Raw genomic sequence first — 21,048 nt, 5'->3', positions numbered from 1 at the left:
AAGCCATTCAATCACATCGTCTGCCGGGTGACACCTCAGCGTGCGAAGAGATGTACATATTCCGGCGCGACCCACGCCAACAACGTCGAGGCAGCGACCTCGGCCGTCTGCGTGCCATCCGAGTACGGCCCCACCTGGTACGGCGGAAACACGAACCGAAGCGCGGTGATCTGCCCGGCAGCATTGAGCACCGGCACGAACTGGGCAAAGTTGTCGACCTGCGCCGCAGTGCCTTCGGCAATCATGCGATCGGCCGAGGCCACCTGCGCGGCCTGCTCTTCGACCGGCACACGCTCGGCTTCCACGCGTTGGGCGGCGGCGTTGTGCAATTGCACCGCCACCTCGCGCCCGATCGCTTCCCAGCCTGCCGGGTCCGGAATCAGGGCCTGCGCAGTCAATTGCCTGCGCTCCTTGACCAGCCAGACGAAGCGCGCCACCAACGGTTCGCCATGCGCACCACCGGTGTAGCGGCTGCCGTCGGCGGACACGACGATCAGGTCCGGGGTCTGCAACACGGTCTCGAACGCCAGCGACAATTCGTAGGGCGCAGCCGGCTTGTCGTTGCCGAGCCCGGACACCGCCTGCATGAGTTCGGCACGCGCTGCCTGCGCATAGCTGCGGATCAGCGCGCTCAGTTCGGGAAATGCGTCCAGCCCGCGCGGATAACTGATACCCACCATATAGGCGGGCGCGTGCTCGATCACGTCTTCCAGCGGTCCGCTTTGCACAAGCACCGGCTCTGCCGGCGGTACCGTCGCAACGCTCGCCTCGGCGGCCGGCTCTGCCGATTCGGCCGTCGTCGGCGCGCGCTGGCTACAGCCTGCCAGCACCGCCAGCACCGCCAGCATCAGCAAGCCCCGGACTGCATTCACTCCTGACAACCGCCCCATTCCCGCCTGCTCCCTTCGATACATCTGCAAAGACTCGCCGCCGCCGCTCAGGCCAGCAGATCCTGAAACTGTTGGTGCCGCCGGATATACGCCTCGGCGTAGCTGCAGGCAGGCACGACCGTGTAGCCCCGCTGCCGTGCATGGGCCAATGCTGCCTCGACCAGCGCTGCGGCGATGCCGCGGCCGGCGATCGCGTCCGGCACCTGCGTGTGGGTGATGGTCATGCGCTCGCCTTCAAGGCGGTAGGCCAGCTCGGCATGTTGTCCATCGGTGTCTACGCTGAAAAGCTGCTGCGCGGAATCGTGATCTGCCTGCACTTTCGCTGCCTCCATGGTGGTCTGCACGAGGCAGTGACGATGACGATCAGTGTGACCAGCGCGGCGCCGCGCCTGCGTGAAAATGAATCGATGCCGTGACTGCCCGCGCAGCCTGCCGAGCAGGCACTTAAGTTCGCTCGCGCCGCGCCGATAGCTCAGCCGAAGGCGCCCGTTGCCACTGGGGGCGGTACGACCTGCCAAGGCCTTCGCCTTACCTACGAGGAGTCACCGCATGCACAACGATTCGGCAGGACACAGCGCAGACAGCGATAGCTCGCTGCTGGAAGGCTTGTTCCAGTTCGCCATCAAGGGCGACACCCACAACCCCGACTTCGCGCAGCTCAACGACACGGTGTACCAGCGCCTGCAGCAGGCCTACGGCGCGGTGCCCACCAGCAGCGTCGGTAACGGGCAGAAGCGCGACGCGGCCTGAGCCGGCATCGCATCACTCGCCAGGACCCATCGCGCGTTGGCGCTGGTCCTGGCCCGGTCGCCCAAGGCGACCCGCTATTGCCACCACTTCGACCTAGCGCGCATGCCCGCCTGCGGCCAGCGGCGCGTGTGCCCGCCGCTATCAGCCGAAGCGCGGGTTGGACAGCTGCTCCAGGAATACCTGCAGCACGCGCGGCTCCATGATCAGCATGAACATCACGCCGAACGCGGCACCGGCCAGGTGCGCGCTGTGGTTGATGCGATCGCCGCCGCGGCGGTCCATCCACAGGCTGTAGCCGACATAGAACACCGCGTAGATGATCGCCGGCGCCGGAATGAACAGCACCAGGATGATGGTCCACGGCTGCAGCAGGATGAAGGCGAACAACACCGCCGACACCGCGCCGGAGGCGCCCAGGCTGAGATAGTTCGGGTTGTTCTGGTTCTTCAGATAGCTGGGAAGGATCGAGACCACCAGCGCCGCCAGATAGAACAGCGGATAGGTCAGCACGCTGCCGGTCAGCTGGGTCATCACGTTTTCGATCACCCGGCCGAAGAAGAACAGCGTGATCATGTTGAAGACCAGGTGGCCCAGGTCGGCATGGATGAAGCCGTAGGTGACCAGGCGGTCGTACTGCTTGTGCTTGTCCAGCGCCGGCGGCCACAGCACCAGCCGGTCGGCCAGCTTGCGGTTGTTGAACGCCATCCACGAGACGATGCCGGTGATGGCGATCAGGATCAGGGTAATCATGCGGACCTCAGGCAGAACGGTAATTGTCGACCATGCGATACCGGCGCGCGTACAGGCCGAAGGCCAGTGCCGCCAGAAACGCGAAGGCCGCGAAGAAGAACATCAGAAATGCCGCCTCACTGAGTCCAGTATCGGCGATGTGGGAGGTCACCGTCGCATTGCGTACCGCCACGTTCGACAGCAGCACCCATAGATTGCCCACCGTGGTGGTCAGGTACCAGAAGCTCATCACCACGCCCTTCATCGACGGCGGTGCCTGGCTGTAGGCGAACTCGATCCCGGTGGCCGACACCAGCACCTCGCCGAAGGTCAGCAGCGCATAGGGCAGGATCTGCCAGGCGATATGCATCGGCTCGCCGCCGTCCATGCTGATCTGGATGGCACCGACCGCGATCCAGGCCAGGCCGCCGAAGGCGATGCCGCAGGTCATGCGACGCAGCGCGGTCGGCTCCCAACCGCCACGCCGCAGCAGCGGATACAGCACCAGATTGTTGAACGGGATCAGCAGCATCACCAGCAGCGGATTGAGCGCCTGCATCTGCGAGGCGGTGAACCAGGCCGGCATCGTCATCTCGCGCCCCTGCAGCACCCAGGTGGAGGCCTTCTGGTCGAACAGCGAGAAGAACGGCGTCACCAGCGCGAAGATCACCAGCACCCGCAGCAGCGCGCGCACGCCTTCGACCGCGGTATCGGGATGAATGCCACGCGCACGCTCCAGCTGCCACCAGGTGCCGCCACCGATGCCGGCCAGCAACAGCACCAGCGCCATGCACAGGCAGATGACGATGCCGAGCTGGTCGACCAGCGCAAAGCAGGCCAGCGCCAGCAGCACCGAGACGATTGCCAGCATCAGGCCCGGACGGCCCTGCCCCGGCGCCTGGGCCAGCAATGCAGTGCGCACCACCGTACCGAAGCCGTGCGGATCCTTCGGCGGCAACGGCACCCGCACATAGCGCCTGCGGCCCAGCCAGAACACCAGCGTGGCCACGAACATCAGGATGCCGGGAATGCCGAACGCCCACGCCGGGCCGAGATGCTTCAGCGCCAGCGGGATCAACAAGGAGGCAAACAACGAGCCGAAGTTGATGATCCAGTAGAAGCCGTCGAACACCACCTTGGCCAGGTGCTTGTTGGACTGGTCGAACTGGTCGCCCATGAACGAGGCCACCAGCGGCTTGATGCCGCCCGCACCCAGCGCGATCAAGCCCAGCCCGACAAAGAATCCGCTGCGGCTGCCTTCGAACAGCGCCAGGCAGGCATGGCCGGCGCAATACACCAGGCTGAACCACACAATGGTGTTGTATTTGCCGAAGAAGCGATCGGCCAGCCAACCGCCGAGCAGCGGGAAGAAAAACACCCCGATCATGAAACTGTGCAGGATGTGCTTGGCCTCGGCCTCACGGCCGGGCCCGCTGACTTCCTGCAACAGCAGCGAGGTGATCAGGAACTGCACCAGGATGTTGCGCATCCCGTAGAAGCTGAAACGCTCGCAGGCTTCGTTGCCGATGATGAAGGGAATCTGGCGCGGCAGCCGCGCACCGGCAGTGGGGCCCGGCAAGGTGGAAGTGGTCAAGGGCAGTCCGGTCGAGCGAAAAAACACGCGCTATCGTACCGGCGGCTGCCGGTTGGCCGCCATCGCGACCATGGGATAAGGCCACGGGCGCGCCGCTGCATGCGTCGAGCACCGCGCCTGGCAGGCGTTGATTGCGGACCCGGCGGGCGGGTGGCTGCCGTTGCGGCACACCTGGCCAGTGACTCGGCCCAGGCGTGCCGTCCCGCCGTCGATACACCGCAACCACGCCGATCACACGCAAGTCATGACGCAGTGCAGATTGGCCTGCTGCGCCGGCTCGGCTACATTGCAAACGTTTTCCTGGAACACTGGACCGCTGGATGCCCCGCTTCACCCGCCTGGCCCTGAGCCTGCTGCTGCTGACCACCTGCCCCGCCGCACTGGCCGCCGAACCGTTGACCACCCAGGCCGAGCGCAGCGGGTTCGCGCAAACCGGACGCTACGATGAAGTCATCGCACTCTGCGATGCCTTTGCACAGCGCTACCCGCAGGCGGTGCGCTGCATCGAATTCGGCACCACCCCGGAAGGCCGGCCGATGAAGGCGCTGGTCGTCTCCACCAGCGGGGCACTGGATGCAGGCGGCGCTGCGCAACGCACGTTGCCGGTGGTGCTGGTGCAAGGCGGCATCCATGCCGGCGAGATCGACGGCAAGGACGCGGGGTTTCTGGCCCTGCGCGAATTGCTGGACGGCAAGATCGGCAAAGGCGTGCTTGACAAACTGGTCTGGGTGTTCGTGCCGGTGTTCAACGTCGACGGGCACGAGCGCTTCGGCGCCTGGAACCGGCCCAATCAGCGCGGCCCCGAACAGATGGGCTGGCGCACCACCGCGCAGAACCTCAACCTCAATCGCGACTACCTCAAGGCCGATGCACCGGAAATGCAGGCGATGCTGCGGCTGGTGCAGCAATGGGATCCGCTGATGTATGTGGACCTGCACGTCACCGATGGCGCCAAGTTCGAACACGACGTGTCTGTGCAGGTGGAGCCCGTGCACGCCGGCGATGCCACGCTGCAACGCGACGGCACGCGCTGGCGCGATGCGGTGATTGCCGACCTGGCCAAGCAGGGCTCGCTGCCGCTTCCGTATTACCCCTCGTTCGTGCACGAGGACGACCCGACTTCGGGCTTTGCCGACGACGTGTCGCCGCCGCGGTTTTCGCATGGCTATTTCCTGCTGCGCAACCGCTTCGGCATGCTGGTGGAAACGCATTCGTGGAAGACCTACCCGGTACGTGTGCGCGTCACCCGCAACGCGATCGTGTCGGTGCTGCAGCAGGCCGCGCGCAACGGTGCCAGATGGCGCGCCGATGCACTGGCGGCCGATCAGCGTGCAACCAAATTGGCTGGCGAGATGGAGCCGTTGAGCTTCGCTGCCGGCCCCGCCGCACGCACCGTGGCCTTCCGTGGCTACGCCTACACGCGCACGCCCTCGCCGATTTCCGGCGCGTTGATGACGCGCTACGACGAGACCAGGCCACAGGTCTGGAAGGTGCCGTTACGCGACCAGATCAAGCCCGACGTGGTGGTCGATGCGCCACGCGGCGGCTACCTGGTGCCTGCTGCGCAAGCGGCCCTGGTGGCGGAGAAACTGCGCCTGCACGGCATCGCCTTCGACACCATCGCCACCGCCGGCACCCATCCGGTACAGAGCTTCCGTGCCGACACCGCCACGTTTGCCGCGCGCTCCAACGAAGGCCACCAGAACCTGGCAATCACCGGGCAGTGGCGCGACGACACCCGCACGGTGCCGGCCGGCTCCTTGTTCGTGCCGATCGCCCAGCCCAGGTCGCGCCTGGTGATGGCAATGCTGGAACCGCAGGCGCCGGATTCGCTGCTGCAATGGGGCCAGTTCAACACCGCGTTCGAGCGCAAGGAATACATGGAGGATTACGTGGCCGAAGAGGTCGCGCGCGACATGCTCGAACGCGACCCGGCAGTGAAGGCGCAATTCGAACAGCGCCTAGCCAGTGACGCGGCCTTCGCGGCCGACCCGAAGGCACGCCTGGAATTCTTCGCTCGCCTGCATGCCTCCTGGGACGAGCGCTACCGCCTGTATCCGGTGTTACGCACCGCGCAGACGCAGTTCTGACGCGGCACCGATTCCGGCCAACACCTCGGCGCGCACGCGCGCCCTTCGAACACGGGCAGTGCGCTGCCCTCCCCTGATTGCAACCGCACCACAAGGACCACTCGTGCCACATTCCGATATGAAACCGTTTACAAATTCCCGGCCACGCCGTCTCGCGCTCGCCATCGCCGTTGGTGCCAGCGTCGCGTTTGCCGCCCCGCTCGGCGCACAGACCGCCGCTGCAGCGCAGCCGTGGATGGACACCGCCCTGACCGCGGACCAGCGTGCCGACCGCCTGCTCGCGCAGATGAGCGAAGACGAAAAATTCCAGATGCTGCGCAGCTACTTCGGCCTGGGCACCGACAAGATTCCCAAGCCCGAAGGCGCACTGGGTTCGGCCGGCTATGTCCCCGGCATCCCGCGCCTGGGCGTCCCGGCGCAGCAACTGGCCGATGCGGGCGTGGGCGTGACCAATCCCGGCGGCATCCGTAAGGGCGACTTCGCCACGGCCATGCCGTCCGGCCCGTCCACGGCATCGAGCTGGAATCCGCAGCTGGCGTATGCCGGCGGCAAGACCATGGGCCGCGAATCCTGGCAGCAGGGCTTCAATGTGCTGCTGGCCGGCAGCGTCAACCTGCAGCGCGACCCGCGCAACGGGCGCAATTTCGAATATGCCGGCGAAGACCCGCTGCTGGCCGGCACCATGGTGGGCGAGTCGATCCGCGGCGTGCAGAGCGAGCACGTGCTGTCGACGATGAAGCACTACGCGCTCAACGACATGGAGACGCGCCGCAATTTCCATAGCGCGGAGATCGGCGAGCAGGCGATGCACGAATCGGATCTGCTGGCGTTCGAGATTGCGCTGAAGATCGGCGACCCCGCCTCGGTGATGTGCTCCTACAACAAGATCAACGGCATCTACGGCTGCGAGCACGATTACCTGCTCAACCAGGTGCTCAAGCAGGAATGGAAATACCCCGGCTATGTGATGTCCGACTGGGGTGGCGTGCACAGCGGCTCCAAGGCGGCCCTGGCCGGACTGGATCAGCAATCGGCCGGCGAAGTGTTCGATGCGGCGGTGTTCTTCGACGCGCCGTTGCGCATGGCGGTGTCGGCCGGCGTGGTGCCGCGCGCGCGCTTCGACGACATGGTCAAGCGCGTGCTGCGCAGCCTGTTCGCGCATGGCGCGTTCGATCATCCGACCCAGCGCCAGCCGATCGATGGCAAGGCCGGGCTGCTGTCGGCGCAGCATGTCGCCGAAGAAGGCAGCGTGCTGCTGCGTAACGAGCAGGCCACCTTGCCGCTGTCCACGGACGTGCGCCGCATCGCGGTGATCGGTGGCTACGCCGACAAGGGCGTGATGTCCGGCGGCGGTTCCTCGCGGGTGGACTACACCATCAACGGCGGCAACGCCGTGCCCGGCATCACCCCGACTACCTGGCCGGGCCCGGTGATCATCCATCCGTCCTCGCCGCTGCAGGCACTGCGCGCCGCGTTGCCGAACGTGCAGATCGATTATGTCGACGGCAAGGACCGCGCTGCCGCGGCACGCGCGGCCAAGGCCGCCGATGTGGCGATCGTGTTCGCCACCCAGTGGTCGGCCGAATCGGTGGACCTGCCGGACATGCAATTGCCCGACAACCAGGACGCCCTGATCGAGGCGGTGGCCAGGGCCAACCCCAGGACCACCGTGGTGCTGGAAACCAACGGCCCGGTGCGCATGCCCTGGGCCGAGCGCGTGCCGGCGGTGCTGCAGGCGTGGTATCCGGGCATCGGCGGCGGCGAAGCCATCGCCAACCTGCTGACCGGCAAGGTCAATCCCTCCGGCCATCTGCCGGTGACCTGGCCGGTGGACGAATCGCAGCTGCCGCGCCCGTCGATTCCGGGCCTGGGCTTCAAGCCGGCCAAGCCGGGCGAAGACACGATCGACTACGCCATCGAAGCCGCCAACGTCGGCTACAAATGGTTCGCCGCGCGCAAGCTGACCCCGCGCTACCCGTTTGGCCATGGCCTGTCGTACACCCAGTTCCGCATGGGCGGGCTGCGCGTGGACGCCAACGGCAGCCAGCTCACGGCGAACTTCGAGGTGGAAAACATCGGCCCGCGCGAAGGCGCCGCCGTGCCGCAGCTCTACGTCACCCTGCCCGACGGCCACGCCACCCCGCTGCGCCTGATCGGCTGGCAGAAGCTCACGCTCAAGCCGGGCGAAAAGCGCGCCGTGCAGGTGATCGCCGAACCCAAGACGCTGGCCGACTTCGATGCCAAGGCACGCCACTGGACGATTGCCGCCGGCACCTATCGCGTGCAGCTGGCGCGTTCGGCAGGCGAACCGGTGCAGAGTGCGGAGGTCACCTTGCAGGCGGCGCAGCTGCCGTGATCGCGTGCCGCGGCGGGCATGCAGTGCGCGTGTCTGCCGCGCCGTCTTCTCCCGTGGCCGGCAGGCACCCGCCACCACGAAGAATTTGTGCCAGATGCGTTGACAGCGTCGCGCGTAACTTGCACAATTCGCCTCCTGAGTCGCCCAGGTGGCGGAATTGGTAGACGCACTAGCTTCAGGTGCTAGCGGGGGCAACTTCGTGGAGGTTCGAGTCCTCTCCTGGGCACCACGACTCACGGTAGATCGTAAAAAACCCCGCGCAGGCGGGGTTTTTTGCGTCTGGGCCATGCGCTGGGACGATGGGCTGTCGGCGATGGCGCGCATGCCGATCGGCTGCGCTGCAAGCGTGCGCCGCGCGTGACTCTCGACACGCGACCACGTGTTGCGGCTGTGGCGACCATGTTCGACGCCTCCACGACGGATGCCGATGGATGCAAGGCTTGACGCCAAACGTCCACGATCAAGGCCAATGCCAATCTGCGTTGCAGCCAGGTGGAAGCACCAGCAACAAACAGATGAGGTCTCACAACCTCATGCCAGATCACTGTTTCCCAGGTGGCGCGGGCATGTCCTTGATGCGCTGCCGGATGGCGCTCGAACGGGCGAGATCCCCGCTTGCCTCATACGCCTCGGCAAGGCTGTCCAGCGCATTGCGGGACGCCGGAAACAGCAACACGTTGAGCGCGAACACACGAATCGCCGCATCTGCGCCGAGATTGGACAGAACGGTGTAGCCAGTCGTGTTGACCACAGCCTCGAGTTGATCGAGGGGGATGCTCCCGTCGACACGCAGTGCATCGGCCAAAAACTGCGTGTCGTGATCGACAGGCAACTGCAGCGCGAAGGCGATGAGCTTCTCCGACAAGGCTTCGGCGGGAAACGTCTGTGGCGCGATGGCGGCCATGATGCTGTCGACCAGCACCCGGGACCACACCCCGCGCGTGCTGCCATTGGTCAGGTAAACGATGGTGTAGCTATCGCCATCCAGGGCATCGGCGAACAGCAGGCGCACCCTCACCCGCGCGCCCCCATCATGACCAACGTACCGATAGGCACCACTTGCGCCAACCTCCCAGCCGCCGGCAAACCAGCCGCGCTGCCCATTGGGCAGCAGCTGCGGTTGCCAGAGCTGTTGCAGTGTCGGCTTTCCGACTAACGTTCCATCTCGCATCGCTTCGATGAAAGCCGCCAGATCGTCGATGCTGGTATACAGCTCGGCATGCCCGAGGGCGTAATCGGGCCAGGCGATCTCCGGCTCTTTCTGCAGTTTTTCGTCCTTGCCAATGTAGGCACTGACGACCGCATTAGCCGGCAATCGGGAGCGTCCGAGAAAGGTATGCGCCAGCTTCAACGGCTCGAGGATCCGCTCGGACACGATCTGCGAATACGGCTTGCGGTAATGCGCCTGGAGCAGTTGCGACAGCACCAGATAGTTGGTGTTGATGTAGCGCGTATTGCTACCGGGTGGAAAGAGCAATGGTTGACTGCCCAGCGTTGCAAAGACGGCGTGCGCAGTTGCAGGAAATGAGGCGTTTGCCTCCGGCGCGCCGCTCATCTGCGCCTCGGTGAAATATTCTGGCAACCCGGAGGTGTGGTTGAGCAGCTGACGCACCGTGACCTTGTGCCAGCGCTGGGGCAGATCTGGCAGGTAGACCCGGGCGGGTCGGTCCAGATCGATTTGCCTGGCCTCGACCAACTGCATGATCAAGGTGCTCACCAGCAGCTTGCTCACCGAAAACACAGGAAATATCTGCTCAGGCATCACCGGCTGCTGACTGTCGAGGTCGGCAAGTCCATCGCCACCGCGAAACAGCACCTTGCCATTGTGGGAGACGTACGCAGCCTGCCCTACGATGCCGTAGCGCTGCCGATTAAGCTGCATCTGCTGTGTCACCTTGTCGCTCGATTCATCGGCCAAGGCGATCAACGGCAACCACAGCGACAGAAGAAGCACAGTCTGCAGCAGACGCCCAATTGCCGGCGCTACATGCGGTAACTCACGATGACGCTGGGCCTCTTGATTCAGCGTGAGCCGGCCTTGGCGCTGCATCGTATGCATGAGGCAGAAAGACTGCGGTAAACCGGTCGTTGAAGGCGTCACTGCCATTGAACTGCTCCCACTTGGAGAGCGTCAGTCTAGAGCGTGTTGACAGGCGCAGCACGATTGTTAGAGCGGCTCACAAACCGTAGCGAGCACCCGACTGGCGGGGGGAGCGCAGGGGTTTTGTCAGCTGCCTTTTTGGATGCAGTCAGAAGCCCACGTCAAATACTGCGTCGGTCAAGGCTGCAGCGCCCTCACCGCTCCAAACGGTTTGCTGATTGCTTTGCAAAGCGCTACGCAACCGACCATCCCGACTGGCTCTTGCCCGTCCACCGTCGCGGGACCTTACGCGGCATGGATGCCGCGTAAGCGCCTACACGGACGTACTTGCGGCGTGTCCCGCGAGAGTGGGCGGGCAAGGGCCCCGCAGCCAAGTCGCAGATCATTCGCTCTGCACTGGACCGACGTGAGGTCGTTGTCTTAGCCGATGTCAGAACGGCCAAGCGCCTTGTCAGCCGGCGCCTAATGCCCGCCAGCCGCCGCTGCGCCGCCCGCACCCGCACCGAACGGCGGCTTGGCCAGCCACAGGAAGAAGATGATCGCCAGGAAGGTCCAGCCGAGCAGGTAGAAGATGTCGTTGAAGCCCATCTGCGAGGCCTGGTGGTTGATCATGTTGTTCAGCGATGCCGCGCCGCGTTGCAGGTCGCCCTGCCCCATCGCGGTGACCTGCTCCTGCATGCCCGGGGTGTACACCGAGATGTGTTCGGTGATGTGCGCGTGGTGCACCTGGGTGCGGCGTGCCCACAGATAGGTGGTCAACGATGCGGCGAAGCTGCCGCCGAGGGTGCGCAGGAAGGTGGCCAGGCCTGACCCTGCCGCGATCTCGCGACCGTCCAGGTCCGAGAGCAGAATCTGCAGCACCGGCATGAAGAACAGGGCCACGCCCACGCCCATCACCAACTGGACGGTGGCCACATGGCCGAAGTCCACCTGCAGGTTGAAGTTGGAGCGCAGGAAGCTGGTGAACGACAGGAAGATGAAGGCAACGGTGGCAAGCATGCGCAGGTCGAACCGCAGCGCGTACTTGCCCACGAACGGCGTCATCAACACCGGCAGGATGCCGATCGGCGCAGTGGCAAGGCCGGCCCAGATCGCGGTGTAGCCCATGTCGCGTTGCAGCCATTGCGGGATCAGCAGGCTCACGCTGAAGAACGCCGCATACGCCACCACCATCGCCAGGGTGCCGGCGCGGAAGTTGCGGTGCCGGAACAGCTTGAGATCGACGATGGGGTCCTTGTCGGTGAGTTCCCAGATCACGAACACCACCAGCGCTACCGCGGCAACGCAGGCCAGCACCACGATCTTGTCGGAGGAGAACCAGTCCTCGTCATTGCCCAGGTCCAGCACCAGCTGCAGCGCACCGACGCCGACCACCAGCAGGATCAGGCCGATGTAGTCCATGCGCGGCGTTTCCAGCTGCTCGGGACGATGCCGCAGCTGCGAGCCGACGATGCTGCTGGCGATGATGCCCAGCGGCACGTTGATCAGGAAGATCCATTCCCAGCTGTAGTTGTCGGTGATCCAGCCGCCCAGGATCGGGCCGGCGATCGGTGCCACCACGGTGATCATTGCCAGCAGGGCGAGCGCCTGCCCGCGTTTTTCGCGCGGGTAGATCGACACCAGCAGGCTCTGGGTGATCGGGTACATCGGTCCGGCAACAAACCCCTGCAGCGCACGCGACACCACCAGCATGCCCATGCTCTGGGCCAGGCCGCACAGCAACGAGGCAATGGTGAAGGCTAGCGTCGACCACACGAACAGCTTGGTCTCGCCGAAGCGGCGGCTCAGCCAGCCGGTCAGCGGCAGGGCGATCGCGGTGCTGACCGCGAACGAGGTGATGACCCAGGTGGCCTGCTGCGAGCTGGCGCCGAGATTGCCGGCGATGGTCGGCAACGAGACGTTGGCGATGGTGGTGTCCAGCACCTGCATGAACGAGGCCATCGCTAGGCCCACGGTGCACAACGCCACGCTCGCCGGGCGAAAGCCGGCGGCGGGCGCAGGTGCCGAGGGACCGCCTGGCGCGGTGGGAGCTTGCGAGGACATGCTGGCTCAGCCCGCCTTGGACGCAGCCTGCGCAGGCAGGTTGTCCTGGATGATGCGTTGGATGTCCGCGTCGGCGGCCTGCAACTGCTGCGCATACACGTCGGTGGAGAACACCGCGCCATTGGCGAACTTGGTCGGCAGCACGCTGCCCTGCTGGTCGTGCAGGTTGACGTCGACCTTCATCGACAAGCCGATGCGCAGCGGATTGCCGGCCAGTTGCTTGGCATCCACCGCGATGCGCACCGGCACGCGCTGCACGATCTTGATCCAGTTGCCGCTGGCGTTTTGCGCCGGCAACAGCGAGAACGCGCTGCCGGTGCCCAGGCCCAGGCTCTCGATGCGGCCGGTGTAGTTCACGCCGCCGCCGTACAGATCCGAATGCAGTTCCACTTCCTGGCCCAGGCGCATGTGCTTGAGCTGGGTTTCCTTGAAGTTCGCTTCCACCCACACCTGTTCCAGCGGCACCACCGCCATCAGCACGCTGCCGGGCTGCACGCGCTGGCCCAGTTGCGCCGAACGGCGTGCCACGTAACCGGACACCGGCGCAATCACCCGGGTGCGGGCATGGTTGAGATAGGCCTGGCGCAGCTGTGCGGCGGCGGTCTGCACGTCGGGCTGGTTGGCCACCGCGCTATCGTCCACCAGCGCGCGGTTGCGTTCGAAGCTTTCGCGCGAACCGCTCACTGCCGCTTCGGCAGCGGCCAGCTCTTCGCGGGCATGCGCCAGTTCTTCGCTGGAGATCGCGCCGCTGGCGGCCAGATCCTTGCGGCGCGCGAAGTCGGCACGCGCGCTGCGCAGGGACACCTCGCGCGAAGACAGGTCGGCCTGCGCGCCTTCCACGCTGCGGTACAGACCACGTACCTGGCGCACGGTCTTGGCCAGATTGGCCTCGGCCTGCTGCAACGCGACCGCGGTGTCGGCCGGGTCCAGCTGCACCAGCAACTGGCCGCGCTCCACGCGCATGCCGTCTTCGGCGCCGATGCTGACCACGGTGCCGCCAACCATCGGGGTGATCTGCACCTGGTTGCCTTGCACGTAGGCGTCGTCGGTGTCTTCGTGCCAGCGGCCGACCAGGAAGTACCACACCACAAGACCGATGATCGCCAGGATCACCACAATGGCCACGATGCGCAGCGCCGCGCGGCGCTTGCTGGGCGCGGCCGGCGCAGGTTGGGAAGAAGTTGGAGTCGTCTGGCTCATCGTCGCTGTCTCAGGAATTCGGTTGTGCGGAAGTGGTCTCGGCGTGTGCGGTATCGCGCGCAGGTTCCGGCGTGAATCCGCCGCCCAGGGCACGCTGCAACCTCACCGAGGCCAACAGTTGTTGCGATTGCAGGCTGGCCATGCGCTCGCGCGCGGTGAGCAATTGCTCCTGCACGCTGAGCACTTCCAGATAGCTGCCGATGCCGGCGTGGTAGCGCTGTTGGGCAAGCGCGAAGGCGGCCGACACAGTCTGCACGGCGTCGTCCTGCGCGCGTGTGCGCTGCTCCAGCGAACGCACTGCGTTGACCTGGTCGGCCACCTCGCGCAGGGCGTCGATCACCTTCTGGTTGTAATCGGCCACCGCCAGGTCGTACTGCGCATCGCTGCCGGCCAGATTGGCGCGCAGCTTGCCGCCATCGAAGATCGGCAGGCTCAGCGCCGGCGCAACCACGCCAAGTACCGAGGCGCTTTCCAGCAACTGGCCGACGTCGCGATTCACCACCCCGCCCAGTGCAGTGATGTTGAAGCTGGGGTAGAAGCGGGTCTTGGCCGCGGCGATGTCCTGATTGGCCGCCTCCACGCGCCAGCGCGCGGCGACCACATCGGGACGGCGGCCCAGCAGGTCGGCCGGCAGGTTGCTGGGCAGCTGCGCGGCGATGGCCGCGCCCAGCGTCGGGCGCGCGATCTCCAGCCCGCGATCCGGGCCCTGCCCGACCAGGGCGGCCAGCGCGTTGCGCGCCTGGTCGATCTGCTGCTGCGCCGACTGCAGCTGCTGCTGCGCCGACGGCACGCGGGCCTGCGCCTGGCGCACCTGCAGATCGCTGTCGATGCCGGCGCTGCGGCGTTGCCGGGTGAGGTCCAGGGTCTTCTGCGCGCGGGTCAATTCATCGTTGGCCACGTCATGCAGGCGCCATGCATAGTCGAGCTGCGCATAGGCCTCGGCAATCGCCGCCGACAGGTTCAGGCGTGCCGCCTGTGCATCCACGTCGGCCGCATGCGCCTGGTCCACCGCCGCTTCCCAGGTGGCGCGCTTGCCGCCCCACAGGTCCACGCCGTAGCGGAAGTCCAGCACCACCTGCGCGCTGCCGGCATAGCTGCCGCCGCGCTCCTCGCCCACCATCGATTCGGGCAATTGCAGGCCGGTGTAGCCGCCGGAGACCGACAGGCTGGGGCCGCGATCGGCCTGGGCGGTACCGATGCGTGCCTGCGCCTGGCGCAGGCGTGCGTCGGCCGCGGCCAGGCTGGGGCTGTGCTGCAGGCCTTCGGCAATCAGCGCATTCAATTGCGCATCGCCCAAGGCGCGCCACCAGTCGCTGGTCGGCCAGGCGGCCGGGCTCAGGTTGGCCTGGGCGAGGGTGCGCTCGGCATGCAGCGCGCCCGGCTCCAGCACGGTGCCCTGCGGGGCAAGCCCGCGGCTGCTGGCGCAGGCGGCCAGCGCCAGCGTCAGCGCAGTGAGGACGAGCGGCCGCGCAAGCTGCGTGGAGCGCAGGCGCAGCATCTGAATCGGGGAACTAGCAGCGTTCATGAGTTGAGTGCATCGCGGACACGGATGAGGAGAGAGGTGAGTTGCTCGCGCTCGGGCGGGGCCAGATCGCGCAGGCCATGCTCGATGGCGCGTTCGCCGCGCAGCTTCAGGCGCTCCCACAGCGCCACGCCCTGTTCGGTCATGACGATCTGCAGCGCACGCCGGTCCTGCGCATGCGGCTCGCGTCGCACCGCACCGAGCGCTTCGAGCTTGTCGAGCAGGCGAGTGACCGCGCTCGGGGTCTGGTCCAGCGCCAGCGCCAGCTCGTTGGCCGTGCAGGGCGAGCGCACCGCCAGGATCTTCAGGCCGACGTAGTGGCTGAAGCCGAAGTCCGGCAGCTCGCCCTTCATTTCGGCATCGAGCTGGCGCATCAGCGCGTCACGCACCTGGCGCAACAGCAGCCCGAACGACGGCGAGGTGGTGGAGAGGTCATTCATGGCGGGCTATTTTCTTCCGAAAAATATATTTGTCAACGCAAATATCCCGGAAGGGATTAAACCGCCAGCAAGGATCGCCACCTTACGCGGCTGAATGCCTGGCCTGGTAATACAATTGCGCCAATGACTGTCGAAAACCCGCCAACCACGGTCGATGCGCTGCCGCCCGGTGTGCGGGACAGCTTCGAATGGGCCGACGGACCGGAGGTGATCGCGTTCCTGGCCAATCTGCGCGCGGTATGGGCGCCGGAGGCCGTCCGGCACGCCCATGTCCGCGGGCAATTGATGTACGTGGAGCACGGCGTGCTGACGGTGCATACCGAGCAGGGAACCCTGTCGCTGCCGCCGGGCTGCGCCGGCTGGATGCCGCCCGGGCAGCAGCACACCGTGGAGCTGGCCGGGCCGCTGCGCGGCTGGGGCGTGGTGGTCCGGCCGGATGCCTGCGCTGCGCTGCCCGCGCAAGGCGGGGTGATCCGCCTGACTGCACTCGCCCGCGAGGTGATCATGCGCGCAGCCGACTGGCCCCTGGGTCAGCCATTGGACCCCGCGCGGCAACGCCTGGCCGCGGTGCTGCTGGACGAACTGCGGCAGGTGCAGATCGACCACCTGCACCTGCCGATGCCGGCCGACCGCCGGCTGCTGCGCATTGCCCGGCAGTTGCTGGAGACGCCGGCCGACCCGCGCCCGCTGGACGCCTGGGCCGACTGGGGCGGGCTGTCGGCGCGCAGCCTGAGCCGGCATTTCCGCAGCGAAACCGGGTTGAGTTTCGCGCAATGGCGGCAGCAGGCCCGGCTGGCGGAAGCATTGCGGCGGCTCAGCCAGGGCAGCCCGGTCGCCCAGGTCGCCGACCAGCTCGGATACAGCAGCCCCAGCGCCTTCGTCAGTGTGTTTCACCGCCATTTCGGCGCCCCACCCACGCGTTATCTGGCCGGCACGCATGCGCGCGGCTTGGCATCCCCCGCCGCATCCGGATAATCGGCGCTCTTCGAGCGCGCGCCACGGCGCGGGCTCCTCTTTCGTAGGACCTGGCTTTACATGACCGATCTGACCCGCCCCACCTTCCACGGCTTCGAGCAGCTGCCGCTGCGCGAGTACGCCGAACGTGCCTATCTCGACTATTCGATGTACGTGGTGCTCGACCGCGCCCTGCCGTTCCTGGGTGACGGCCTGAAGCCGGTGCAGCGGCGCATCATCTTCGCGATGAGCGAGCTGGGCCTGAATGCCGCGGCCAAGCCGAAGAAATCCGCGCGCACCGTGGGCGATGTGATCGGTAAGTACCATCCGCACGGCGACAGCGCCTGCTACGAAGCGCTGGTGCTGATGGCGCAGCCGTTCTCCTACCGTTACCCGCTGATCGAGGGCCAGGGCAACTTCGGCTCCACGGACGACCCCAAGTCGTTCGCGGCGATGCGTTACACCGAATCCAAGCTGACCCCGATCGCCGAGGTGCTGCTGGGCGAAATCAGCCAGGGCACCACCGATTGGGCGCCCAACTTCGACGGCACGCTGGAGGAGCCGACCTGGCTGCCGGCGCGCCTGCCGCACCTGTTGCTCAACGGCACCACCGGCATTGCCGTCGGCATGGCCACCGATGTGCCGCCGCACAACCTCAACGAGATCGTCAGCGCGCTGCTGCGCCTGCTCGACAATCCCGATGCCACGGTTGCCGAACTGTGCGAACACGTGCTCGGCCCGGACTACCCGACCACCGCCGAAATCATCACCCCGGTGGCCGACCTGCGCGCAATCTACGAGACCGGCCACGGCAGCGTGCGCGCACGTGCCACCTACAAGAAAGAACACGCCAACATCGTCATCGACGCGCTGCCGTACCAGGTCTCGCCGTCCAAGGTGATCGAGCAGATCGCCCAGCAGATGCGCGCCAAGAAGCTGCCGTGGCTGGAAGACATCCGCGACGAGTCCGACCACACCAGCCCGGTGCGGGTGGTGCTGGTGCCGCGCTCCAACCGTGTCGACGCCGAACAGTTGATGGGCCACCTGTTCGTCACCACCGATCTTGAGCGCAGTTACCGCGTCAACCTCAACGTGATCGGCCTGGACGGCCGCCCGCAGGTGAAGAACCTGCGCCAGTTGCTGAGCGAGTGGCTGACCTTCCGCAGCGACACCGTCACCCGCCGCCTCAACCATCGCCTGCAGAAGGTCGAGCGCCGCCTGCACCTGTTGGAAGGCTTGTTGATCGCCTTCCTCAACCTGGATGAAGTGATCCGTATCGTCCGCAGCGAGGACGAGCCCAAGCCGGTCCTGATCGCCCGCTTCGCGCTCAGCGAAGAGCAGGCCGAATACATCCTGGAAACCAAGCTGCGCCAGCTGGCGCGCCTGGAAGAAATGAAGATCCGCGGCGAGCAGGAAGCACTGGCAAAGGAACGCGCACAGATCCTGGCCATCCTGGAAAGCAAGACCAAGCTGAAGAAGCTGATCAAGGACGAACTGACCGCCGACGCCAAGAAGTTCGGCGACGCGCGTCGCTCGCCGCTGGTGCAGCGTGGCGCCGCCCAGGCGATCGATGAAACCGAGATGGTCGCCAGCGAACCGATGACCGTGGTGCTGTCGGAAAAGGGCTGGGTACGCGCGGCCAAGGGCCACGAGGTCGATCCGGCCGGCATGTCGTATCGCGAAGGCGACAGCCTGCTGGCGGCGGTGCGCAGCCGCAGCACCCATCAGGTGGCCTTCCTGGATTCGGAAGGCCGCGCCTATTCGACTGCGGTGCACACCCTGCCCTCGGCACGCGGCAATGGCGAACCGTTGACCGGCCGTTTCTCGCCGGCCTCGGGCGCGGCATTCCAGGTCATGGCCAGTGCCGACAACGCCACCCGCTTCGTGCTGGCGTCCTCGCATGGCTACGGCTTCGTCACCCGCTTCGAAAACCTCACCGGTCGCAACAAGGCCGGCAAGGCGATGCTCAACCTGACCACCGGCGCGCATGTGCTGACGCCTGCGCAGGTGACCAATCCGCAGAGCGACCGCATCGTGGCCGTCACCAGTGCCGGCAATCTGCTGGCGGTGACGGCCAGCGATGTGCCCGAACTGGACAAGGGCAAAGGCAACAAGATCATCGACATCCCCAAGGCCAAGCTTGGCACCGAGCGCGTGGTCGCGGTGGTGGCGGTGGCACCGGGCAACACGCTGCTGGTACGCAGCGGCGCACGCACCATGAGCCTGTCGTTCAAGGATCTGGATACCTATGTGGGCGCGCGTGCGAGTCGCGGGGCGTTGTTGCCGCGTGGCTGGCAAAAGGTGGACGGGTTGGAAGTGCAGTAACGGCTGTTCACCGACGCGCGCGTTCGACGCTGCCGCTGCCTCGATTTACTGAGGCGCGGCAGAAGGTCGACGGGTTGGAGTGCAACGGTGATGCGATGGCGCGTTGGCCGTGCGGTCTTGGGCGACCCACAAGACTACCGCCAGCTGGACGCTGCCGGCCTTAGGGCATCACGCCCTCGGCCGGGTTGGTTTGCAACGGCGAGGCTACGCTGAGGCTCGAGCTCTGCATCGCCTTGAGAGGTAACCAAACGGTGCGGATGCGTCGGTTGTGGAGCGGCTGATCTGCGGCTTGGCTGCAGGGCCCTTGCCCGCCCACCATCGCGGAACACGCCGCAAGTACGTCCCTGTAGGCTCTTACGCGGCATCCATGCCACGTAAGGTCCCGCGGTGCTGGGCGGGCAAGGACCAGTCGAGAGGGTCGGTGTGCATGGTAAGCGCAGTAAATGTCGCGCGGCGGTGCGGTATGGTCTGAGCGGCTCATTTCGATCTGCAGTGCCACTGTCATTCCGACAACACGTCACTCGTCAACGCAAACCGACAAGACACCATCATGGACACAGCATTCTGGCTGCAACGCTGGCAGAACGGTCAGACCGGCTTCCATCAGGACGAGGTGATGCCGCTGCTGCAAAAACATTGGCCGGCCTTGCAATTGCCAACGGCTGCCCGCGTGCTGGTGCCGTTGTGCGGCAAGACGCTGGACCTGCACTGGTTGGCCGCCCAGGGGCATCGTGTGCTCGGTGTGGAGCTGTCGCCGCTGGCGGTGACGCACTTCTTCGATGACGCCGGCCTGCAACCGCAGCGACACACCAGCCGCGCGGGCGAGCACTTCATCGCCGGCCCGATCGAAGTCATCTGCGGCGACGCATTTGCACTGGACCCAGGCGTGCTGGCCGATTGCAGCGCCGTCTACGACCGCGCCGCATTGATCGCCCTGCCTGCCGGCCTGCGCCAACGCTATCTGCACAGCGTGTACGCGCAGCTGCCTGCGGGATGCCGCGGCCTGTTGATCACGCTGGACTATCCGCAGGCCGAAAAGGCCGGCCCGCCGTTTTCGGTGGACGCTGCCGAGGTGCACACCCTGTTCGGCACGCAATGGCAGGTGCAGCAACTGGAACACCGCGACATCCTCGACCAGGAGCCGCGCTTCCGTGCCGACGGCGTCACGGCCCTGTCGACCGGCGTGTACCGCCTGCAACGCAACTGATTGTCGCGGGCAAACGCTCCGTCGTAGCCGGACCATGCCGTCACGGCAGTCGGCCGCCGCATGCGCCGCACAAGCAGCGCCTTGCGAGCCGATCACCAACTGCGCGGCATTGCGCCACGCAGCGGTGTTGCCGAACGGTGTGACGCGCCAGGCGGCATGCTGCAGTAGACAGCCGGCAGCCGGCCCAGACCACGCGGCGATGGCAATGCACAGCACAACCCGGCACCCGCGACTGCAGGCCTGCGCTGCGCCCGCTCGGCGGCTGCGCAGCGCCGGTCACCGGGCTCAGCCGGCGACATGCCCCTTGTCGATCTTCGAGGTCTGATACAGCTCCAGACCGATGCGCTTGATCAGGCCGAGCTGCTGCTCCAGCCACCAGGCGTGGTCTTCCTCGGTGTCCTGCAGCTGCTTGAGCAGGATGTCGCGGCTGACGTAATCGCCGTGCTCTTCGCACAGCTTCATGCCGGCGGCGAGATTGGCGCGGACTTCGTATTCCACGACCAGATCGCGCTCGAGCATTTCGACCACGGTCTTGCCGGGCGCAAACTCGGCCGGCCGCATGTCCGGGTCGCCTTCCAGGAACAGGATGCGCCGCAGCAACGCGTCGGCGTGCTCGGTCTCCTCTTCCATTTCGTGGTTGATGCGCTCGTACAGCGCCATCAGGCCCTGGTCCTCGTAACGGCGCGAGTGCAGGAAATACTGGTCGCGTGCCGCCAGTTCGCCGCGCAGCAGCTGTTTGAGGTAGTCGACGACTTCGGGATGGCCTTTCATGATGTGCTCCAGCGACGCAATGCGCGCATGGTGCCCTAACCCGCCGGGCAATGATCTAATCGGAATCACTTTCAGT

General features: G+C 66.1%; 16 protein-coding genes and 1 tRNA gene. 7 read left to right on the top strand and 10 right to left on the bottom strand.

Annotated elements, in window-relative coordinates:
* Positions 1 to 35 precede the first annotated feature (35 nt).
* Together EO141_RS05260 and EO141_RS05255 are read right to left on the bottom strand one after the other, a co-directional pair.
* The gene (locus EO141_RS05260; RefSeq protein ID WP_127168683.1) at positions 36 to 890 is read right to left on the bottom strand and encodes a DUF3298 and DUF4163 domain-containing protein; all 855 of its coding nucleotides are present in this window, start codon (positions 888 to 890) and stop codon (positions 36 to 38) included.
* A 47-nt stretch (positions 891 to 937) separates the two neighbouring features.
* Positions 938 to 1,222: an N-acetyltransferase gene (locus EO141_RS05255; protein WP_126969007.1), complete on the bottom strand. Its 285-nt coding sequence runs from the start codon at positions 1,220 to 1,222 to the stop codon at positions 938 to 940.
* A 217-nt stretch (positions 1,223 to 1,439) separates the two neighbouring features.
* Between EO141_RS05255 and EO141_RS05250 the strand changes: the two genes are divergently transcribed.
* On the top strand, positions 1,440 to 1,640 hold the full coding sequence (locus EO141_RS05250; RefSeq protein WP_104583368.1) for a hypothetical protein: 201 nt from the start codon (positions 1,440 to 1,442) through the stop codon (positions 1,638 to 1,640).
* A gap of 141 nt (positions 1,641 to 1,781) precedes the next feature.
* Here EO141_RS05250 and EO141_RS05245 read toward each other — a convergent pair whose 3' ends face one another.
* Complete coding sequence (locus EO141_RS05245) at positions 1,782 to 2,390, bottom strand: rhomboid family intramembrane serine protease (protein ID WP_104532558.1); 609 nt, start codon at positions 2,388 to 2,390, stop codon at positions 1,782 to 1,784.
* Positions 2,391 to 2,397: 7 nt separating this feature from the next.
* Positions 2,398 to 3,963 carry an oligopeptide:H+ symporter gene (locus EO141_RS05240; protein ID WP_127168682.1) on the bottom strand — a complete coding sequence of 522 codons (1,566 nt, stop codon included), beginning with the start codon at positions 3,961 to 3,963 and terminating at the stop codon, positions 2,398 to 2,400.
* Between the two features lie 320 nt (positions 3,964 to 4,283).
* On the opposite strand from EO141_RS05240, the gene EO141_RS05235 reads away from it, so the two are divergent.
* The 3 genes from EO141_RS05235 (at position 4,284) to EO141_RS05225 (ending at position 8,638) form a co-directional block, all read left to right on the top strand.
* Entirely contained in the window at positions 4,284 to 6,053 is a 1,770-nt protein-coding gene (locus tag EO141_RS05235) for a M14 family metallopeptidase (RefSeq protein WP_127168681.1), read from the top strand.
* A 118-nt stretch (positions 6,054 to 6,171) separates the two neighbouring features.
* Positions 6,172 to 8,409, top strand: coding sequence for a glycoside hydrolase family 3 C-terminal domain-containing protein (locus tag EO141_RS05230; protein ID WP_127168680.1), 2,238 nt, complete (start codon positions 6,172 to 6,174; stop codon positions 8,407 to 8,409).
* A gap of 142 nt (positions 8,410 to 8,551) precedes the next feature.
* Positions 8,552 to 8,638 (top strand) — tRNA-Leu (locus EO141_RS05225).
* A 312-nt stretch (positions 8,639 to 8,950) separates the two neighbouring features.
* Here EO141_RS05225 and EO141_RS05220 read toward each other — a convergent pair.
* The 5 genes from EO141_RS05220 to EO141_RS05200 all read right to left on the bottom strand — a co-directional run bounded on the left by EO141_RS05220 (position 8,951) and on the right by EO141_RS05200 (position 15,715).
* Positions 8,951 to 10,516: a beta-lactamase family protein gene (locus EO141_RS05220; RefSeq protein WP_241236623.1), complete on the bottom strand. Its 1,566-nt coding sequence runs from the start codon at positions 10,514 to 10,516 to the stop codon at positions 8,951 to 8,953.
* 456 nt (positions 10,517 to 10,972) lie between these two features.
* Entirely contained in the window at positions 10,973 to 12,553 is a 1,581-nt protein-coding gene (locus EO141_RS05215) for a DHA2 family efflux MFS transporter permease subunit (RefSeq protein WP_127168679.1), read from the bottom strand.
* A gap of 6 nt (positions 12,554 to 12,559) precedes the next feature.
* Complete coding sequence (locus EO141_RS05210; protein WP_127168678.1) at positions 12,560 to 13,753, bottom strand: efflux RND transporter periplasmic adaptor subunit; 1,194 nt, start codon at positions 13,751 to 13,753, stop codon at positions 12,560 to 12,562.
* A 10-nt stretch (positions 13,754 to 13,763) separates the two neighbouring features.
* Complete coding sequence (locus tag EO141_RS05205) at positions 13,764 to 15,251, bottom strand: AdeC/AdeK/OprM family multidrug efflux complex outer membrane factor (protein WP_164739082.1); 1,488 nt, start codon at positions 15,249 to 15,251, stop codon at positions 13,764 to 13,766.
* A 23-nt stretch (positions 15,252 to 15,274) separates the two neighbouring features.
* On the bottom strand, positions 15,275 to 15,715 hold the full coding sequence (locus tag EO141_RS05200; protein ID WP_104583375.1) for a MarR family transcriptional regulator: 441 nt from the start codon (positions 15,713 to 15,715) through the stop codon (positions 15,275 to 15,277).
* Between the two features lie 123 nt (positions 15,716 to 15,838).
* Between EO141_RS05200 and EO141_RS05195 the strand changes: the two genes are divergently transcribed.
* The 3 genes from EO141_RS05195 (at position 15,839) to EO141_RS05185 (ending at position 20,201) form a co-directional block, all read left to right on the top strand.
* Complete coding sequence (locus EO141_RS05195) at positions 15,839 to 16,690, top strand: helix-turn-helix transcriptional regulator (protein ID WP_126944145.1); 852 nt, start codon at positions 15,839 to 15,841, stop codon at positions 16,688 to 16,690.
* Positions 16,691 to 16,750: 60 nt separating this feature from the next.
* The gene (gene parC, locus EO141_RS05190) at positions 16,751 to 18,994 is read left to right on the top strand and encodes a DNA topoisomerase IV subunit A (protein WP_119132339.1); all 2,244 of its coding nucleotides are present in this window, start codon (positions 16,751 to 16,753) and stop codon (positions 18,992 to 18,994) included.
* Positions 18,995 to 19,544: 550 nt separating this feature from the next.
* Positions 19,545 to 20,201 carry a thiopurine S-methyltransferase gene (locus EO141_RS05185; protein WP_127168677.1) on the top strand — a complete coding sequence of 219 codons (657 nt, stop codon included), beginning with the start codon at positions 19,545 to 19,547 and terminating at the stop codon, positions 20,199 to 20,201.
* Between the two features lie 285 nt (positions 20,202 to 20,486).
* On the opposite strand, the gene bfr is transcribed toward EO141_RS05185, so the two are convergent.
* Positions 20,487 to 20,972 (bottom strand): bacterioferritin, encoded by a 486-nt coding sequence (gene bfr, locus EO141_RS05180; protein ID WP_039511630.1) that lies wholly within the window; start codon positions 20,970 to 20,972, stop codon positions 20,487 to 20,489.
* Positions 20,973 to 21,048: the final 76 nt, after the last annotated feature.

This window comes from Xanthomonas sp. BRIP62415 (assembly GCF_003993515.1).
Classification (GTDB): Bacteria; Pseudomonadota; Gammaproteobacteria; order Xanthomonadales; family Xanthomonadaceae; genus Xanthomonas; species Xanthomonas euroxanthea.
The sequence above is the reverse complement of the archived record's forward strand: the minus strand, read 5'-3'. Positions and strand labels throughout refer to the sequence as shown.

What these genes read in the sequence shown, in the direction of transcription:
- EO141_RS05195 (WP_126944145.1), top strand. Translation starts at nt 15,839, where the DNA reads ATGACTGTCGAAAACCCGCCAACCACGGTCGATGCGCTGCCGCCCGGT.
- EO141_RS05205 (WP_164739082.1), bottom strand. Translation starts at nt 15,251, where the DNA reads ATGCTGCGCCTGCGCTCCACGCAGCTTGCGCGGCCGCTCGTCCTCACT.
- EO141_RS05185 (WP_127168677.1), top strand. Translation starts at nt 19,545, where the DNA reads ATGGACACAGCATTCTGGCTGCAACGCTGGCAGAACGGTCAGACCGGC.
- EO141_RS05235 (WP_127168681.1), top strand. Translation starts at nt 4,284, where the DNA reads ATGCCCCGCTTCACCCGCCTGGCCCTGAGCCTGCTGCTGCTGACCACC.
- EO141_RS05260 (WP_127168683.1), bottom strand. Translation starts at nt 890, where the DNA reads ATGGGGCGGTTGTCAGGAGTGAATGCAGTCCGGGGCTTGCTGATGCTG.
- EO141_RS05255 (WP_126969007.1), bottom strand. Translation starts at nt 1,222, where the DNA reads ATGGAGGCAGCGAAAGTGCAGGCAGATCACGATTCCGCGCAGCAGCTT.
- parC (WP_119132339.1), top strand. Translation starts at nt 16,751, where the DNA reads ATGACCGATCTGACCCGCCCCACCTTCCACGGCTTCGAGCAGCTGCCG.
- EO141_RS05215 (WP_127168679.1), bottom strand. Translation starts at nt 12,553, where the DNA reads ATGTCCTCGCAAGCTCCCACCGCGCCAGGCGGTCCCTCGGCACCTGCG.
- EO141_RS05245 (WP_104532558.1), bottom strand. Translation starts at nt 2,390, where the DNA reads ATGATTACCCTGATCCTGATCGCCATCACCGGCATCGTCTCGTGGATG.
- EO141_RS05230 (WP_127168680.1), top strand. Translation starts at nt 6,172, where the DNA reads ATGAAACCGTTTACAAATTCCCGGCCACGCCGTCTCGCGCTCGCCATC.
- bfr (WP_039511630.1), bottom strand. Translation starts at nt 20,972, where the DNA reads ATGAAAGGCCATCCCGAAGTCGTCGACTACCTCAAACAGCTGCTGCGC.
- EO141_RS05250 (WP_104583368.1), top strand. Translation starts at nt 1,440, where the DNA reads ATGCACAACGATTCGGCAGGACACAGCGCAGACAGCGATAGCTCGCTG.
- EO141_RS05200 (WP_104583375.1), bottom strand. Translation starts at nt 15,715, where the DNA reads ATGAATGACCTCTCCACCACCTCGCCGTCGTTCGGGCTGCTGTTGCGC.
- EO141_RS05210 (WP_127168678.1), bottom strand. Translation starts at nt 13,753, where the DNA reads ATGAGCCAGACGACTCCAACTTCTTCCCAACCTGCGCCGGCCGCGCCC.
- EO141_RS05220 (WP_241236623.1), bottom strand. Translation starts at nt 10,516, where the DNA reads ATGGCAGTGACGCCTTCAACGACCGGTTTACCGCAGTCTTTCTGCCTC.